Source organism: Acinetobacter haemolyticus, assembly GCF_003323815.1.
In the GTDB taxonomy this organism is placed as follows: domain Bacteria; phylum Pseudomonadota; class Gammaproteobacteria; order Pseudomonadales; family Moraxellaceae; genus Acinetobacter; species Acinetobacter haemolyticus.
In genome coordinates this window covers 2904622-2922772 of record NZ_CP030880.1, presented here as the reverse complement: position 1 = coordinate 2922772, position 18151 = coordinate 2904622, and the positions used below count along the sequence as shown (strand labels likewise).

The following is an 18151-nucleotide window of genomic DNA, read 5'->3' as shown; positions in this document are numbered from 1 at the left end:
CCTTAAGCTTTGGTTTTACTTTTCACTAATGGCAAGCCTTGTGCTTTCCAGTTACTAATTCCGCCGTCTAAGCGGTAACTGTCTGCATGACCCACTTTTTGCAAAGCGGTGCCTGCAACTTGCCCTAAGTTACAAATAAAGACCAATGGACGGTCACTGGCTTTTAATTCATCGATGTGACTGGTGATTTGGCTGTAAGAAATGTTACGGCTACCACTAATGTGACCTTCACGGAAATCTTTCGCATCACGAAGATCGATCAGCATGGCATTTTTTGCTTTAACCAAAATACCTAAAGATTGTGGTGAAATTTTACGACCATTGCGTTGTCCTTCTAAAACAAAGAACAATATGATTAACACCCCAAGTGTGCCAAACAAGAAGGGGTGATTCCCCATAAACTCAAACCAACGTTCCACAAGTCACCTAAAGTTAGAAATCAAAAATTGCCACTGAGTATAACTTATCTCAATGGTGATCAAAAACCTTAGTTCAAGGGCAAGTTTTAATTAATGTTAATTTTTTTGTTGAGCTTCTTGGATTTCATCGCTCAGTCGTAAATAACTGTCTAAACGACGAGGCAAAATCTCTCCAGCTTCAACCGCTTGTTTCAACGCGCAATTCTTCTCATGGGTATGGGTACAGTTGCGAAATTGGCAAAGCCCTAAGTGTGCTTCGATTTCTGGGAAGCCTGTACGTACTTTTTCCAAACTCAAATGCCAGAGTCCAAATTCACGAATACCCGGTGAATCGATCAATGCACCGTTTGTTCCAAATTTAATCAAACGGGTTGAGGTGGTGGTATGTTGACCCAATGCCGAGTTTTCTGAGATGACATTGGTTTTCTGTGCAGCGTCCGGAACAATAGTATTAATCAGTGAGCTTTTACCTACCCCTGATTGCCCTACAAAAGCAACCGTCTCATTGTCCAGCCGCGCAGCAAGCGCAGACAAATCACCTTGTGATTGGCAAATCAAACTTTCATAACCCAAAGCTTCATATTCGCTGAGCAAGGTTAGAATTGGATCATTTTCTGTGAGCAGATCAGATTTATTCAGCACCAATAAAGCTGGAATATTGGCATCTGCACACGCGACCAAATAGCGATCAATTAATGTTGGTGCAGGTTCAGGTAGGGGCGCAAATACAATCACGATCAGACTGATATTGGCAGCAACAGGTTTGACCTTATGATAACGATCTGGACGCGTGAGTAAGGATTGTCGAGGGTATATCGCCGTGATAATCCCAAGCCCTGTATTTGGATCTGCTTGCCATTTGACACGGTCACCCGTCACTAACAACTCTAAGTTGGTACGGGTATGGCAACGCCAAATGCTATCTAATTCAATCGGTTTCCAAAACGGTTCTGGCTCACCGTCTGCAACCAGCGGTTTTTCGGGATGTTGTGCAGGTACAGACAAAGCTTGTACTTCGAGTTGACGACCATAATGCTGAACCACCAGTCCATCTAAATCTTGCGATGTATCAATGTCATCTTGACGAGACTTATGTTGTTTCTCAATACGACGTTGCTGCTGTTCAGTTAATCGACGCTTACGAATTAAAGCCATTCATATCCCAAAAAATCCACACTTTCAAGACCGCAAAAATAGCACGAAGCCGCTATAGAATTACAGCCAAGATGTAATTAATTTGCTACTATTGATGTTTTTAAGCACATTAGAATCGCCATCCATGAGCAGCACCCCTGATACACGATTAATTTGGATCGACCTTGAAATGACAGGTCTTGATACCGATAACGACAAGATTATTGAAATTGCGACAATTATTACGGATGACAATCTTAATATCTTAGCTGAGGGTCCTGTTTTAGCCGTACACCAGTCTGATTTGATTTTAAATGCAATGGACGAGTGGAATACCAAACAGCATGGTCAATCTGGTCTAATTGAACGTGTGCGTCGCAGTAAATTGACTGCACAAGATGCGGAACAGCAAACATTGGAATTCCTAAAAAAGTGGGTCAATCCAAAATCATCGCCGATGTGTGGTAACTCGATTTGCCAAGACCGTCGTTTCTTGCATCGCTTAATGCCTGAATTAGAACAATTCTTCCATTATCGAAACTTGGATGTATCTTCAGTGAAAGAATTAGCCAAACGCTGGAGACCTGAAATTATGAGTGGCTTAAAGAAAAATGCGTCACATTTGGCGATGGATGACATCCGCGATTCAATTGCAGAGTTAAAATATTACCGTGAATATTTTTTTATTATGAATAATGATAAATAATCATGGTATTTGATCTTCTCTAAAGGAATCGATCATTATTAATGAGAAAAGGAGCTTAAATCGGCTCCTTTTTTATCGAATGTAAAAAAATATTGGGCTAAATTGCAAAATCGCTTACACTCACATTTTCATTTCGTTAACTATAAAAAGAGAGCAGACATGCAAAGCGATAACCCTATTTTAACCCGTGTTGAAACCTATAGTAATGTAGCCGAGCCCATGACCATTCAAGGGGCTATTCAGAAGTCTGTGTTATTAACCGTGATTGCAGCGGCATTAGGCATTGCATTATTTTTATATTGTGCGATGACTGCTAATTTTTCAATTGCTTATGCAGCGACGATTGTCGGTATTATTGGTAGTCTTGCACTGGGTTTAATCACCACGTTTAAACCAAATACAGCCCCAGCTTTGGCGATTCCTTTTGCTTTATTTGAGGGTGCATTTTTAGGTGGTGTTTCTTTCATTTTCCAAGTGAAATTTCCTGGTGTGCCATTACAAGCTTTACTTGCAACGTTTGTGACCACTTTGGTTTTGTTTGCTTTGTATAAGTTCCAAGTGATTCGTGCTACAGAGAAGTTTAAGGCTGTAGTCATTTCTGCTTCGATTGCGATTGCATTGGTATTCGTCGTACAGATTTTTTTAAGTTTTGCACTTGGTTCGACCATTCCTTATATCTTTGAAAGCAATTGGTTGGGAATTGGTTTTGCTGCTTTTGTTGCGGTAATTGCATCCTTAAATCTTATTTTAGATTTTGATTTGATTGAAAATGCTGCTGCTCAAAATGCACCTAAAAACTTTGAGTGGGTATGTAGTATCGCGTTATTGGCAACTTTGGTTTGGATGTATTATTCATTTATGCGCTTATTGAGCTTAATTCAGAAGTAAGCATAGATTCGAGTTGTTTTATCGACTTCAACTAAACACGCTGAATCGTTTTATGCATCTGACGTCATTTTTAAACTGAGGGAGATGCAAGCGATTTCAGCGTGTTTTTTTGTAGGATTGAGAAAAAAGATGCATTATGCAATTCCGAAAAACACGGAATATTGGCATCATGGGTGAAAATTTTTCGAGTGAGAATAAGATGTCACAAGGACTTTTAACTGGTAAACGTTTTTTAATTGCTGGGATTGCCAGCAAATTATCAATTGCTTACGGTATTGCAGCCGCTTTACATCGTGAAGGTGCGGAGTTAGCGTTTACTTATCCAAATGAAAAGTTAAAGAAACGTGTTGATGATTTTGCAGCACAATTTGGCTCAAACTTGGTTTTTCCTTGTGATGTGGCAGTAGATGAAGAAATTGATAATGCCTTTGTCGAACTTGCAAAACATTGGGATGGTTTAGATGGTGTGGTGCATTCAATCGGTTTCGCACCAGCACATACGCTTGATGGTGATTTTACAGACGTGACCGACCGTGACGGTTTCAAAATCGCACATGACATCAGTGCTTATAGCTTTGTTGCGATGGCTCGTGCAGCGAAGCCTTTATTACAAGCGCGCCAAGGTTGTTTATTGACTTTGACTTATCAAGGTTCTGAGCGTGTGATGCCAAACTACAACGTGATGGGTATGGCAAAAGCATCTTTGGAAGCAGGTGTTCGTTATTTAGCTTCTAGCTTGGGTGCAGATGGTATCCGTGTAAATGCGATTTCAGCAGGTCCAATCCGTACTTTGGCAGCATCTGGTATTAAATCTTTCCGTAAAATGTTAGATGCCAATGAAAAAATTGCGCCATTAAAACGTAATGTGACCATTGAAGAAGTGGGCAATGCCGCATTGTTCCTATGCTCACCGTGGGCTTCGGGTATTACTGGTGAAATCATGTATGTTGATGGCGGTTTCAATACTGTAGGTATGAGCCAATCAATGATGGATGATGAATAATTAGATTAGTCTAAATTATTTGATAAAGCCGCTTTTATAGCGGCTTTATTTTTAGGAGGAGAGTGGTCACTAAAAGCAGTAATAATTAAGCTAATAGGCGAGTAACTTCTAATCAGTAATTGTATAGTACTTCCCATGTTGTTACGCGATCACGTACTTTCATCAATGCATTTTCTACAGATGCTGTGATTTCTTTCTGATTTTTCTCTGCCTCTTCCCAGTATGCTAAAAAACTCCCTTTTTCAAAAGGATCTTTATACTGGTAACCAATTGATTCTTTGTGTGCAATATTTTCGATTGATAATATGGCTTGGTAAATATCATCAGGATAAAATGGTCGTTTTCTCTCCCTTATAAGATAAAGGTTTTTTCTGGAATCAAAGAATCGCTTTAGACGCTCTTGCTTTATTTCATCTTTTGTCATATTTGGATCATGGAAATCAAATACTGGCCGTAAGCTTGTGCTCGCATCTCTTAGTTCTACTAATACTGCCGTAAGCTCACTTAAAACCTCATACTCTTTTTCATAGCGAAATCCGTATGTAGTTAATTTGGCAGAAAGCTCGGCTTTGACTGACTCAAGTTGGCTTGCGTATTCATGTTTCACTGTTTCAATTTTGCTTGTTATCTCGGTAATATCTTCTTTAGTTGCAAGATTTTCCCCCTTTTTTGCAAAATACTTTGAAAAAAAACCTCCAAGAGTTAAGCCGATTACAAAAGTTATAAATTGCCAAGTTACGTTTTCTAAGCTCACAATGTCCTCCTTGTCTTAAACAATGTAGATGTATAAAGTATCTTCCATAGACTAAAACTAATAATATTATGATTAATTAGATTTTCTATCTTGTTTTGATTTATGTTGACCAGCACGTAAAACCACTATATTTAAGTCAACGCAAAAACTTTGGATAACACTATTTTTCAGTTCGCAATGAGTCATATATTGATAAGAATAATTAAATATTTGTCATCTCCTACTTTATATGATAATTAATGCTGGTTTTTTGTTTAATCGAAAATTTTAAATAGAGTGTCGATAAACATATTATTTTTAATGCTTCGGGGAAGGTCATCATAACGTGAAGAAAATTATCATTGTATTCGGTTTAGCAATGCTACTATCGCTACAAGGCTGTGCAGCGGTTATGGCAAGTAACCAACCGCATAAAAAGAACTTGACCGTTTTAGAAGTCGGAAAACATCGTAATAACGTGATTTCTGAATTGGGTGCTCCTGTGGTATCAGAAACCCTCAATGGTGAACGAAAAGAAATTTATACCTTCCAACAGGGCTATTCAAAGGCTGCAAGAATCAGCCGCACGCTATGGCACACAACTGCGGATATTGCCACAATTGGTCTATGGGAAATTATTGGCTCACCAACTGAGATCTACTTTAATGGTCAAAAACTCTCATATGAGGTTGTATTTGATGCCCAAGATAAAGTGAAATCTTCTCAGTTGATTCATACCAATACGGAAGACCAAGCAGAATTAAAACAATAGTCTAGATAGACTATTGTTTGATCGGGCTTCCACCCAATGCCTGCATTAAGGTCACATAGGCATTGTACTGATTCTGTTTGGTCTCAACCAAACTGAGTCGTGCGTTACGGGTGGTCGCTTGAGCATCCAGTAAATTCTTCAAAGCGATCGCACCATTACGATAACGAACCTCCGTTAATCGTTCTGTTTTATCCGCTAGCTCTAGATTTCGTTGTTGCAATTGCACCTGTTGATCCAGTTGAGTTCGATTGGATAAAGCATTCTCTACATCCGCAAAAGCCTGATATAGCGTCTGGCGATATTGAATAATCGCTTTTTCATATTCCAGATCGCTGATCGCAAGATCTTTCTTCATGTCGTTATATTGCAGAAAGGGAAGGCTTAAACTTGCACCCAAAGTTAAGGCCGGATTTTGCAAGAGTTGCGTTAACGAGGTGCTCGATGCACCCAAGTTACCAGTCAAATTAATCGAAGGATAATAACTGGCTTTGGTGGCATCTTTATTGGCAAGGGTTTTGCGTAAGCGCAGTTCGGATGCTTGCAGATCTGGACGACGAGATAAAATTTCGGCTGGCAATCCAACAGCAATATTAGGCAATGCACTTTGAGGTAATTGCGCTGGCTCTTGAATATTCAGTTGTTGCACAGGTTGATGCAGCAGTACCGCAATGGCAGTGCGTGCCTCAACACGTTGTTGTTCGATCTGGCTTAAACTGGCTTTTTGGCTTTGTACCGATTGTTCGGCTTGGGTAAGGTCTAAACCTGAAACTGCACCTGCTCGGTATTGAGATTGAACCAATTCATATATTTTTTGCGTAGAAGCCAAATTTTGTTGGATGGTGTTATAACGCTCGTTTAAATAACCTAGTTGCCAGTAGAGTTTGGCCGTGGTGGCCACCAAACTTTGCGCTGTTGCTTGGAGGTCTTGTTCGCTTGCAAGAGCTTCCCAACGACTTGCCTCAGTTTGATTGGCAAGTTTTCCAAATAAATCTAACTCATAACTCACGCCAACACTGGTTGATAAACCGCGATCACTACCATTTCCTGAGCGGAGATCATAGTTGTGACCTGTAGAAACACTAGAGCTGGTTCGAATACCTTGCTGATTTTCAGCCAAGCCTGCTTGTAAACGAGCTTGTTTCAAGGCGATACCTGCAACAGCAAGATCCGTATTTTTTGATAAAACCTGATCAACCAGTTGGTTGAGCTGGGCATCATTAAATAATGTCCACCATTGATCAGTCAGTTTTACATTTTGTTTTTTTTGTGCATCGTACTGAAACTGTTGTGGTACTTGGACTGTTGGTGCGTTATACGGTGTTTTGACCACAGCAGAACAGCCAGCTAAGGAACCTGTGAGTGCTAGGGCAAGTCCTAATTTATTAAATTGAAAAGACATACTCAAATTCCTTATTCTCTTGCTAAAGCAGCAACTGGATCGAGTTGTGCTGCGTTTCGTGCTGGTAAGAAACCAAAAACGATACCAATTAAACTTGAGCATACAAAGGCAGCAACAATTGAAGTGGTTGAGTAACTCATTTCAATTACGCCTTTGGCAAAATGCCCGATGATTTGACCAATGCCTAAAGAGAGCAGGACACCTAGAACACCGCCTAACAGACAGACCAAGATCGCTTCGATCAAAAACTGCTGCAAAATATCGCTTTGTCTTGCGCCGACTGCCATACGTACCCCAATTTCTTGGGTTCGTTCAGTCACTGAAACCAGCATAATATTCATCACGCCAATGCCACCCACGACCAGAGAAATGACGGCAATCGCTGAGATCAATAAAGTCATCGTGGCTGTGGTTTGCTGAATGGTTTCACGAATACTGTCTGAGTTTTGAGTAAAGACATCTTGTGCGCCGTGACGCTGTTCAAGCAAAGTCAGGATTGCATTTTCAGCTGCTGTACTTGGATATTCATCTTTGATACGCACAATGATGCTACGAACATTGGACTGTCCCAACATACGGCTCATCACAGTCGAGTAGGGGAGATAGACATTTAAACTGTCGGAATTTCCCATAAAGCCTTTTTCAGCTTCAATGACACCAATAATTCGGCTCGGAACACTTCCCAACAGAATCACTTGACCTACAGGATTGGTACCATCAGCAAAAAAAGTCTTTTCTGTATTGGCATCAATCACCACATCCTGTGCACGTTGGGTGACACCTGCTTTGTCAAAAGGCTGTCCCGATTTGAAGGTCATGCCTCGAACATAGAAAAAGTCTTCACTCACACCATTTACGGTTGCGGAAGCTTCGGTATCTTTAAAACGTAACGTTACACTGGTGTTTGCAGATGGACTTACCCCATCGACATAAGGCTGTTCAGCTAATGCATCAGCATCCGCAGGAACCAAGGTTTTGACTTGGGAGGCCCTTGATGTATCACCAAACCCCCGACCTTGATAGACCGTGATGGTATTGGTGCCGAGACTGCTGATATTTTCTAAAATTTGTTTTTGCGAACCATTTCCGAGCGCCACAACGGAGACGACAGATGCGATCCCGATGATAATCCCAAGCATGGTTAAAAAGGTTCGCATGCGATGGGCATTCATTGCAAGCAGCGCCATGCGAAAAGCTTCACCGAGACGATCAAAGAAAGAACGCCAAGCAGAAGTTTTCTTTTGCGGCTCCCGTTGCAACGGTTGATGTTCAAGGTCTGGATCAGTATTTTCAGGCGTATTGGCACGATCCGAAATAATATTACCATCACTGATTTCGATAATACGCGTTGCATTTTTGGCAACATTTAGATCATGGGTCACCAAGATAATGGTATGACCTTTGGCATTGAGTTCACGCAAAATTCGCATGACTTCAATACCACTATTTTTGTCCAATGCACCCGTCGGTTCATCTGCCAAAATAACATCACCACCATTCATCAAAGCACGTGCAATCGATACACGTTGCTGTTGACCTCCTGAAAGTTGGCTTGGGCGATGATGTAAACGTTCTCCTAATCCGAGTTCAGACAACAGCTCTGCGGAACGTTCTTGGCGTAAATGATTGTCTACACCTGCATAGATTGCAGGAACTTCGACATTGCCCGATGCACTCAGATCACCCAATAAATGATAACGCTGGAAAATAAATCCAAAATATTCACGGCGTAATTGCGCGAGTTCATCAGGTTCAAGTAGCCGTGTTTCACGACCATTGACCAAATAACTTCCCTCAGTCGGTTTATCTAAACAACCGAGGATATTCATTAGGGTTGATTTGCCCGATCCTGATTGACCGACGATCGCAACCAACTCACCTGCATAAATCTTTAAATTGATGCCTTTAAGAATTTGGACCGTAGTTTCCCCCGCTGGAAATTCACGGGTCAGGTTACTGACTTCGAGCAGTGGTTTGGTCGAATGAATTTGATATTGAGTCATATTACATTCTCATCGCACGCTGGCTACTGCGTTTGGCTGCGTCATTTGAGCTATCTGAACCATCAGCAATGATTACTTGATCACCTTGTTTAAGACCTTTGATGACTTCAACTGTGACACGGTTATTTAAGCCCACCAATACTGGTTGTGCTTTGGCAGAACCATCTGCTTGGATGACACGTACACTTGCGATACTGGCTTTTCCGTCAGCGACCAGTTGACGCTGTTCTGGACTTAGCTCAAGGCGGTTATTCGGACGTTGCTCGGTTTCATCATTTGATGCAGGCGCAGCATGATCTTTACGAGCAGGGCGTTTGCTACTTTGAACTGCTGCCGCAGGAATCGTTAGTACATTTTTAGCTTCAGCTAAAACAATGTAAACCTGCGCTGTCATGTCGATTCGTAATTTTCCATCCTCATTTGGTACATCAAATAATGCATTGTAGTAAACAGCCGAATTTGATGAGGATGAAGAGCTATTGCTTGAGGTTTCAGTATTGATTGAATTGGGTGCAGGTTCAACTTGACGCAACTTTGCATAGTGTTTCTTTTCACTGTTGCCCAGCGTTGTAAAATAAACAGTTTGGCCTTTCTCCACTTTCATCACGTCTGCTTCAGAAATTTGCGCCTTGACGGTCATGTTATCTAGCGTTGCGAGTTTGACAATGGTTGGTGCAGTTTGGTTCGCATTTACCGTTTGACCTTCTTCAGTCACAATCGCCACAATCGTCCCATCCATCGGTGCAACAATACTGGTATAGCCTAAATCTTCTTTAGCTGTTGCAAGGGTTAGACGTGATTGTTCGATTTGGGCATTGATTGCTGCGATTTGAGCTTGTGCTGTTTTATAACTTGCTAGTGCCGATTCTAGCTCAGCACGAGAGGTGGCATCTTGGCTGAACATGGTTTGTTGACGCTTATATTCGGCTTCAACCTTGGCGAGATTGGCTTGTTGTACGGCCAGTTGAGCTTGTTGATTTTTAATATTGGCTTCCGCTGTTTTTAGCTCATTCTCTTGGCGTACTGAGTCAATTTGAGCGATGAGTTGCCCTTGTTTGACTTGGTCGCCAAGTTGCACATACATTTTTTTGACCTGACCAGAAACCTGTGCACCCACGCTGACCATTTTCGTGGCCTCTAAAATTCCTGTTGCCAAAACTGAATTTTCGATATCACCACGTCCTACTTCAGCCGTGATGTATTGTGGGGTTTCTGTTTTAGGCTTTAACATGAGCCAGCTTAATAAAGCAATCACGATAATACAGACCACAATGATGATTGTTTTTACAGGTTTCATCTTTTTAGAAATCATTTTTGGCATGGGACGAGTGCAAAGTTAAAAATTTTATTTAGTATAAAAGTGAAATAAGGATAAAGCGTGAATATTTTTAACCTAAAATGAGAATTATTCTCTATTTTGTTTTTTGTTTAGATCGATGGGGTAAATAATGTGCGTCCACAGAGTTCACTGATGGCTTGCAGCATTAAATGCTCTGAGTTCTCTTGAGACATTCCTTTAATTGCAGCATCAATACGCAATAATAAATCAGACCACGTTAAAAACTGTCTTGGATTTAATCGACGCAATGCTTGTTGATACTGTGAGACTTTGGTTTTCCAAATTCCCAGTTGGATAGCATTATGCGGTTGTTCAAATAACTGCATTAGCAAACGCATTTCTTTACTTAGCGTCCAGAGAATAAGGCTGTCGGGTTCACCTGCGGCGATCAGATATTGATAGATTTTGACCGACTGAGCTAGATTACCTAGCAATAGAGCATCACTTAAATCATAAGTGGTGTAGCGCGATTGATCTTGTAAACAGGCATAAAGCTGTTCGATTTGAATCTGCTGAATGTCAGGAAAAGTATCTGCAACACGCATCAAACTATTTTTTGCGGCCAGCAAATTATGCTCGTGGTGCTGCATCAACCATTGCCATGCATCATTGTTGAGTTGAATGCCAAGCTTTTCTGCTTCAATGGTTAGAATGCGTTGACGGTCTTGAGGATAATTTGCAGTGAGTGGAACAACGACGCCATTTGCTTCGACCACTTGGAAAAAAGCAGATTTTAAACTGCTACTGTCCTGCTTTGGTAAAACAATCAACAACAAGTTATGTTCATTATGTTGGATATAACTTTTGAGCTGTTTGATGCCGTTGGCATCAGGTTTAACATTGCCATGAACTTCGATGGCAAGTTGCTGCGAAAATAAAGATAAACTATTTAGCGCATTAAAAACATTTTTCCAGTCATTGGCGCTGCTGATGTCGTAACGTTGACGTTCAACTTCCTGCTCTTGCCAGCTTTTGCGAAACGCATCCAGTAGATTCTGTTCAAGCAAAGGCTCTTGCCCATGCATAATCCATGCACCACGAGCTTCTGCAACACGTTTTAAAGCCTGAACATAATCGAGTTTCATAAATCAGAATTAAGATTGAGCTTTAGGAAGACGGTTCGCTGCAATTTGACGAGTCACTTGCTGTGCGACATCATCAATCACAATACGATTAAGATATGCTTCTTGCTGATTATCGGTGTTTACCGTTGCTACATCGTATTGGTAGGTACGTGAAGCCGTTAAAGTACGAGGTTCAGTAATTTTGTTACCCTCACGATCTTCAATCTGAAAAGTTACTGTTAAACGAAGAAGCACCTCAGTTAATTTACCGTTAAGAAGTTGGCGGCGAGGGGTATAATCCAGTACACGGAGCACATAAGCATCATTTGAGTTGCTGAGCTGTATACCTGTTGCCGTTAAATAAATACTTAAACGATTTTCAAGCTCATCGGTGTAGTCAGGCAAGACCAAAGTCAACTTGTTGTAAACCAGTGGTGTTGCCGCTGGATTGTTGCCTTTTAAATGGAAGCCACAGCCGACTAAGCCTGCACTTAGACCTAAAGTTAAAACAATCGCAGCGAAACGTTGAGCTATATGCATGCTTTGTCCTTATGATCTTCCATCAAATACGGAAGATGTAATCTTGATAAATTGACCATATTTTAGAATCAAAGCCCGTTGAATAACAGCGGGCTTTGATGCGGTTTTGTTTCGATAAAGTTCCTACTCTCTTTAGGAGAAGGTCGGATGAGGAAAATAACCTCTCCCTAATCCTCTCCTGAGAGGAGAGGGAACATAACTAAGAAATTAAACCACCAAATTCACAAGTTTATTTGGTACAACAATTTCTTTCTTGGTCGGACCCGTCAAGAATTGTTGAACTTCTGGTAGCGCTTTAGCCAAAGCCAATAAATCATCTTTTGAAATATCGACAGCGACATCTAATTTACCGCGGAGTTTACCATTCACCTGTACAACGATCGTTTGTGTATTACGTGTCAATGCAGATGCATCTACTTGAGGGAATTCAACCGTAGTTAAATCCATTCCAAACTGAGTCAATAATGTTTGACTCAAGTGTGGTGCAAATGGCGCAAGTAAAATCAATAACGTAGTGATTGCTTCGCGTGCTACAGCAGCATCATTATCATCTTTTGCTTCAAACTTGTTAGTTGCATTGAGTAACTCCATCAACGCTGCAATCGCTGTATTGAACGCATGACGACGTTCGATGTCATCACCCACTTTTTGGATGGTTTCATGCGTTTTACGACGTAAATCTTGTGCGTCTTTCGACAAGTTCGCAGTATCGATGACAGTTGTTTGATTGCCCGTTTCCAAGAATCCAGCAGCTAAACGCCATACGCGTTTTAAGAAACGGTTAGCACCTTCCACACCTGCATCAGACCATTCTAAAGATTGGTCTGGTGGCGCAGCAAACATCATGAAGACACGTGCCGTATCTGCACCGTATTGGTCAATAATTGCTTGTGGGTCGATCCCGTTGTTTTTCGACTTCGACATTTTTTCTTGTCCGCCGATCACAACTTCTTGACCATCACCTGAGTATTTCGCAGAAAGAATACGACCTTTCTCATCACGTTCTAATTCGATGTCAGCAGGATTAAACCAAGTCTTCTTACCATTTTCAGCTTCACGATAGAAGGTATCAGCTAACACCATGCCTTGAGTAAGCAAGTTGGTAAATGGTTCATTACCTTGTACTACACCTTCATCACGCATTAATTTGTGGAAGAAGCGTGCATAAAGTAAATGCAGAATTGCATGCTCAACACCACCGATGTATTGGTTTACAGGAAGCCAGTTTTGAGCAGCTTCTGGTTTTACCATACCGCCTGTAAAGTCAGGAGATGCATAGCGCGCATAGTACCAAGATGATTCTACGAAAGTATCCAACGTATCTGTTTCACGGCGTGCATCGCCGCCACAGTTTGGACATTTAGTTTCATAGAATTCAGGCATTTTATTTAATGGGTTACCAGAACCATCTGGAACTACATCAGTTGGTAATACCACTGGCAATTGATCTTCTGGCACTGGCACCTGACCACAGGTGTTACAGTTAATCATTGGAATTGGACAACCCCAGTAACGTTGACGAGATACACCCCAGTCACGTAAACGGAATTGAACCTTAGCATTTGCTAAACCTTGTGGTTCTAATTTTGCGAGGAAAGCATCATAAGCAGCTTGGAAATCTAAACCGTCAAATTCGCCAGAATTAACCAATTTACCTTCTTTAGAGCCGTACCATTCCTGCCATTCAGTCGCTGAGTATTCAGCATCATCAGCACCTTTGGCATCAATCACTTGTTTGATTGGTAAGTTGAATTTATTGGCAAATTCGAAGTCACGCTCGTCATGTGCTGGAACAGCCATCACCGCACCAGAACCATATGACATCAATACATAGTTTGCGATCCAAACAGGGAGATCTGCACCTGTCACTGGATGCTTAACAAATAAGCCGGTTGCCATGCCTTTCTTTTCGGCAGTGGCTAAATCAGCCTCAGCAACCGATCCCATGCGACATTCTTCAATGAATGCAGCCAATTCAGGATTATTTTCAGCAGCCTTCAACGCCATTGGATGTTCAGCCGCAACCGCAACATAGGTCGCACCCATTAAGGTATCACCGCGAGTGGTATAAACCGTTAATCCGTCGGCATAAATTTCGGTGTTGCTCGATGGGAAGGTAATTTCCATACCCGTAGAGCGACCAATCCAGTTACGTTGCATGGTTAACACTTGTTGCGGCCAACCATCTTTCAATGTATCTAAATCGTCTAATAATTCTTGTGCATAGTCGGTGATGCGGAAGTAGTACATTGGAATATCACGTTTTTCCACCAATGCACCAGAACGCCAACCACGACCATTTTCAACTTGTTCATTGGCTAAAACGGTTTGGTCTACAGGATCCCAGTTTACAGTTGAAAGCTTACGATAGATCAAGCCTTTCTTATAAAGCTGAACAAATAACCATTGTTCCCAGTGATAGTATTCTGGTGTACAGGTCGCAAACTCGCGATCCCAATCGACAGATAAACCCAATTTTTTTAATTGGTCACGCATATATGCGATATTTTCAAATGTCCATTTTGCTGGTGCAACTTGATGAGCGATCGCGGCATTTTCAGCTGGTAAACCAAATGCATCCCAGCCCATTGGTTGTAATACCGTTTCACCTTTTAAACGATAAAAACGGCTGATCACGTCACCAATGGTGTAGTTACGCACATGCCCCATATGCAGTTTGCCACTTGGATAAGGGAACATCGACAGGATATAGCGATGTTTGCCCTCTACAGTGTCTGCAACTTTAAAAACTTTGCGATTGTCCCAGTCTTGTTGAACTTGAGGCTCAATGGCACTTGCTTGATATTCGGAGTCAATGTGAGAAGTCGTCATAGGGATATGCGATACAACAAAAAAGTAAAGTTAAGATTGCTGCACAGCATAGCGCAAAATCAGGTGAAATGTCAGTTTTTAGCAGTGTTTTTATTGGATATAAGAGAGGAGAATGTCTTGGACACTCTCCATAAACTTTTGAATTATCGATCTGCCAGCGCTTCTGCTATTTGTATATTTTGAGGTTGGTATGTTTCATCTCTAGGCGTACTTTCTTCTTGATGATGATTTGTTGTCGATGTGGTGGTGTGTTGAGGTGATTTTTGCTGATTTTGTGAAGATGCATTGGGACTGCTTTGATTGTTATTTGAACCATAGGTTGAAATTTTATCTAAGCGTTTTGCTCCTTTAGGTGGTGGAGTAGTGGTGTAATGGGTCGAACCATTCGCATCGATCCATTTATAATATTGTTGAGCATATATTTGGCCAGAACAGAACATGAATAAACTGGTTAAGGTTATGGATATGATTGTTTTTAAACGAGATGATTGCATTGTCATTTTCCCCAAGATCATTTGATCTGATCAGTTGTTTAATATTCAAAATAAATACTTTAACTGGAATTTATAAATACCAAAAGTACAATAATTGAAATAAAACTCATTTGAATATGCTGTTATTTTTATAATTGCACTGTTTAAAAAAACAGCAGCCAAAAAATATTATATAAAATCTGTTCCTTTAATCTTGACTTTGTGCAGGAAAGCAACAAAAATGCTTGCTTTAGTTTTATATGTGTTTATTTGATCACCCTTCGAATAAATAACATGGCTTGCAATGGACATTCTTTCTAGCCGAGAGGATGATTTTTTGAAATATGTTTATCCCAACATGTTTTGATTCGAGATGTAATAACAGCTTATACGGCTGATGAGTCAGAAAATTTTTCCTATTGCAGCAAAAACGAGTAGAATATGCACACTTATAAAAAGTGCATAAATTAATGAATGAAACACAGTTTATGTCTTCCATAAATTGTGCAAACACTAGGGTGAATCACGTTGGAACTTTTATCTGGTGGTGAAATGCTCGTTCGCGCCCTTGCGGACGAAGGCGTAGAGCATGTTTTTGGTTATCCAGGCGGCGCAGTTTTACATATCTATGACGCGCTATTTCAACAAGACAAAATCAATCATTACCTCGTACGTCATGAACAAGCAGCAGGTCACATGGCTGATGCTTACTCGCGCGTAACAGGCAAGACGGGTGTTGTACTAGTGACTTCTGGTCCAGGTGCAACCAATACAGTCACACCAATTGCAACTGCTTATATGGACTCAATCCCAATGGTGATTTTGTCTGGTCAGGTTGCGAGTCATTTAATTGGTGAGGATGCATTCCAAGAAACTGATATGGTGGGTATTTCTCGCCCAATCGTAAAACACAGTTTCCAAGTACGTCACGCTAGCGAAATTCCTGCAATTATTAAGAAAGCATTTTATATTGCGTCTTCTGGCCGCCCAGGTCCAGTTGTAGTTGATATTCCAAAAGATGCGACTAATCCAGCAGAAAAATTTGCTTATGAATACCCAGAAAAAGTGAAAATGCGCTCTTATCAGCCACCTTCACGCGGTCATTCAGGTCAAATTCGTAAAGCAATCGATGAATTGATTTCAGCGAAGCGCCCAATCATTTATACGGGTGGTGGTGTTGTTCAAGGCAATGCTTCAGGTCTATTGACTGAGCTTGCACACCTATTGGGTTACCCTGTAACCAATACCTTGATGGGATTAGGTGCATTCCCGGGTAATGATCCACAGTTCGTGGGTATGTTAGGGATGCATGGTACATATGAAGCCAACATGGCGATGCACAATGCGGATGTGATTTTAGCGATCGGTGCGCGTTTTGATGACCGTGTAACCAATAATCCTGCAAAATTCTGTACCAATGCAAAAGTCATTCATATCGATGTTGATCCTGCAACGATTTCGAAGACGATTATGGCACACATCCCAATCGTGGGTGCTGTAGAGCCAGTTCTTCAAGAAATGCTGGTGCAATTGAAACAAATGAACGTATCTAAGCCAAACCCTGAAGCGATTGCGGCATGGTGGTCTCAAATTAATGAGTGGCGTAAAGTTCATGGTTTGCGTTATGAAGAAGGTCAAAATGGTGTAATGAAACCTCAGCAAGTGGTTGAGGCATTAGATCGTGTGACCAATGGTGAAGCAATCATCACTTCTGACGTAGGTCAACACCAAATGTTTGGTGCCAACTACTATAAATATAAGCGTCCACGACAATGGATCAACTCTGGTGGTCTTGGAACGATGGGTGTGGGTTTACCTTATGCCATGGCGGCAAAGCTTGCATTCCCTGACCAACAAGTGGTTTGTATCACTGGTGAAGCATCAATTCAGATGTGTATCCAAGAATTATCAACATGTAAGCAATATGGCTTAAATGTGAAAATTCTATGCTTAAACAACCAAGCTTTGGGTATGGTTAAGCAGTGGCAAGATATGAACTATGAAGGACGTCATTCAAGTTCTTATGTGGATTCATTACCTGACTTTGCCAAGCTCATGGAAGCTTATGGTCATGTGGGTATCCAGATTAACCATGCAGATGAGTTGGAATCTAAGCTTGCTGAAGCGATGGCGATCAATGACAAATGTGTATTCATTAATGTCATGGTTGATCGTACAGAGCATGTTTACCCAATGTTAGTTGCGGGTCAATCGATGAAGGATATGTGGTTAGGTAAAGGGGAGCGTACATAATGAGACATATTATTTCTGTACTCGTTGAAAACGAGGCTGGTGCGCTTTCTCGTCTTGTTGGTTTGTTTAGTCAACGTGGCTATAACATTGAAACGTTAAACGTTGCACCAACAGAAGATGAAACCTTATCTCGTCTGACGTTAACCACATATGGTGATGATCATAAAATTGAGCAAATCACCAAACAACTCAACAAATTAGTTGAAGTTGTAAAAGTGGTTGATTTGTCAGAAGGTGCGCACATCGAGCGTGAATTGATGTTAATCAAAGTGAAAGCTTTGGGTGCGGCACGTGCTGAAATTAAGCGTACTGCTGATATCTTCCGTGCTCAAATCGTGGATGTAACACCGACCACTTACACAATTCAAATCGCGGGTACAACGGACAAGATTGATGGTTTTATTGACGCATTGGCTGAAAATACCATCCTAGAGGTTGTACGTTCAGGTGTTTCAGGCATCGCGCGTGGCGAAAAAGTTCTAACAATTTAGTATATATTTCTCCCAATTTTGGTTGAAGCAATGCCAAAATTGGGGGCGACCAAATCTGTCCTTGTATAACAAGGGAAATGACAAAAATTTTAGCGGAGAAAA

General features: G+C 41.1%; 16 protein-coding genes. 6 read left to right on the top strand and 10 right to left on the bottom strand.

Features of this window, described 5'->3' with window-relative positions; translation table 11 throughout:
• Positions 1–2 precede the first annotated feature (2 nt).
• Together DS737_RS13435 and rsgA are read right to left on the bottom strand one after the other, a co-directional pair.
• Positions 3–419, bottom strand: a complete 417-nt coding sequence (locus tag DS737_RS13435) for a rhodanese-like domain-containing protein (protein WP_004637876.1) — start codon at positions 417–419, stop codon at positions 3–5.
• Positions 420–515: 96 nt separating this feature from the next.
• Complete coding sequence (rsgA, locus tag DS737_RS13430) at positions 516–1574, bottom strand: ribosome small subunit-dependent GTPase A (RefSeq protein ID WP_004637877.1); 1059 nt, start codon at positions 1572–1574, stop codon at positions 516–518.
• A gap of 124 nt (positions 1575–1698) precedes the next feature.
• Here rsgA and orn point away from each other — a divergent pair, with 124 nt between their 5' ends.
• The 3 genes from orn to DS737_RS13415 all read left to right on the top strand — a co-directional run bounded on the left by orn (position 1699) and on the right by DS737_RS13415 (position 4150).
• Positions 1699–2259 carry an oligoribonuclease gene (gene orn, locus DS737_RS13425; RefSeq protein ID WP_162784529.1) on the top strand — a complete coding sequence of 187 codons (561 nt, stop codon included), beginning with the start codon at positions 1699–1701 and terminating at the stop codon, positions 2257–2259.
• A gap of 159 nt (positions 2260–2418) precedes the next feature.
• Positions 2419–3147, top strand: coding sequence for a Bax inhibitor-1/YccA family protein (locus DS737_RS13420; RefSeq protein ID WP_004637879.1), 729 nt, complete (start codon positions 2419–2421; stop codon positions 3145–3147).
• 199 nt (positions 3148–3346) lie between these two features.
• Positions 3347–4150, top strand: a complete 804-nt coding sequence (locus DS737_RS13415; protein ID WP_035367398.1) for an enoyl-ACP reductase FabI — start codon at positions 3347–3349, stop codon at positions 4148–4150.
• 112 nt (positions 4151–4262) lie between these two features.
• On the opposite strand, the gene DS737_RS13410 is transcribed toward DS737_RS13415, so the two are convergent.
• Positions 4263–4904, bottom strand: coding sequence for a hypothetical protein (locus tag DS737_RS13410; protein ID WP_197684826.1), 642 nt, complete (start codon positions 4902–4904; stop codon positions 4263–4265).
• 325 nt (positions 4905–5229) lie between these two features.
• On the opposite strand from DS737_RS13410, the gene DS737_RS13405 reads away from it, so the two are divergent.
• Positions 5230–5655: a hypothetical protein gene (locus DS737_RS13405; protein WP_075316214.1), complete on the top strand. Its 426-nt coding sequence runs from the start codon at positions 5230–5232 to the stop codon at positions 5653–5655.
• 10 nt (positions 5656–5665) lie between these two features.
• On the opposite strand, the gene DS737_RS13400 is transcribed toward DS737_RS13405, so the two are convergent.
• The 7 genes from DS737_RS13400 to DS737_RS13370 form a co-directional block, all read right to left on the bottom strand.
• Positions 5666–7054 (bottom strand): efflux transporter outer membrane subunit, encoded by a 1389-nt coding sequence (locus DS737_RS13400; RefSeq protein ID WP_113997744.1) that lies wholly within the window; start codon positions 7052–7054, stop codon positions 5666–5668.
• Between the two features lie 11 nt (positions 7055–7065).
• The gene (locus DS737_RS13395; protein WP_113997743.1) at positions 7066–9057 is read right to left on the bottom strand and encodes a MacB family efflux pump subunit; all 1992 of its coding nucleotides are present in this window, start codon (positions 9055–9057) and stop codon (positions 7066–7068) included.
• Between the two features lies 1 nt (position 9058).
• Complete coding sequence (locus tag DS737_RS13390; RefSeq protein ID WP_113997742.1) at positions 9059–10378, bottom strand: MacA family efflux pump subunit; 1320 nt, start codon at positions 10376–10378, stop codon at positions 9059–9061.
• Positions 10379–10485: 107 nt separating this feature from the next.
• Positions 10486–11481: a DNA polymerase III subunit delta gene (gene holA / locus DS737_RS13385; RefSeq protein ID WP_004637887.1), complete on the bottom strand. Its 996-nt coding sequence runs from the start codon at positions 11479–11481 to the stop codon at positions 10486–10488.
• Positions 11482–11490: 9 nt separating this feature from the next.
• Entirely contained in the window at positions 11491–12000 is a 510-nt protein-coding gene (locus DS737_RS13380) for an LPS-assembly lipoprotein LptE (protein WP_005085445.1), read from the bottom strand.
• 207 nt (positions 12001–12207) lie between these two features.
• Positions 12208–14832: a leucine--tRNA ligase gene (gene leuS, locus DS737_RS13375; protein WP_008942201.1), complete on the bottom strand. Its 2625-nt coding sequence runs from the start codon at positions 14830–14832 to the stop codon at positions 12208–12210.
• Positions 14833–14975: 143 nt separating this feature from the next.
• Positions 14976–15326, bottom strand: a complete 351-nt coding sequence (locus DS737_RS13370) for a DUF4124 domain-containing protein (protein WP_113997741.1) — start codon at positions 15324–15326, stop codon at positions 14976–14978.
• A gap of 507 nt (positions 15327–15833) precedes the next feature.
• Here DS737_RS13370 and DS737_RS13365 point away from each other — a divergent pair.
• The gene (locus DS737_RS13365) at positions 15834–17558 is read left to right on the top strand and encodes an acetolactate synthase 3 large subunit (RefSeq protein ID WP_005085438.1); all 1725 of its coding nucleotides are present in this window, start codon (positions 15834–15836) and stop codon (positions 17556–17558) included.
• Positions 17558–18049: an acetolactate synthase small subunit gene (gene ilvN, locus DS737_RS13360; protein ID WP_004637892.1), complete on the top strand. Its 492-nt coding sequence runs from the start codon at positions 17558–17560 to the stop codon at positions 18047–18049. Before DS737_RS13365 ends, ilvN begins: the two co-directional genes overlap by 1 nt.
• The last annotated feature ends 102 nt before the right edge of the window (positions 18050–18151 follow it).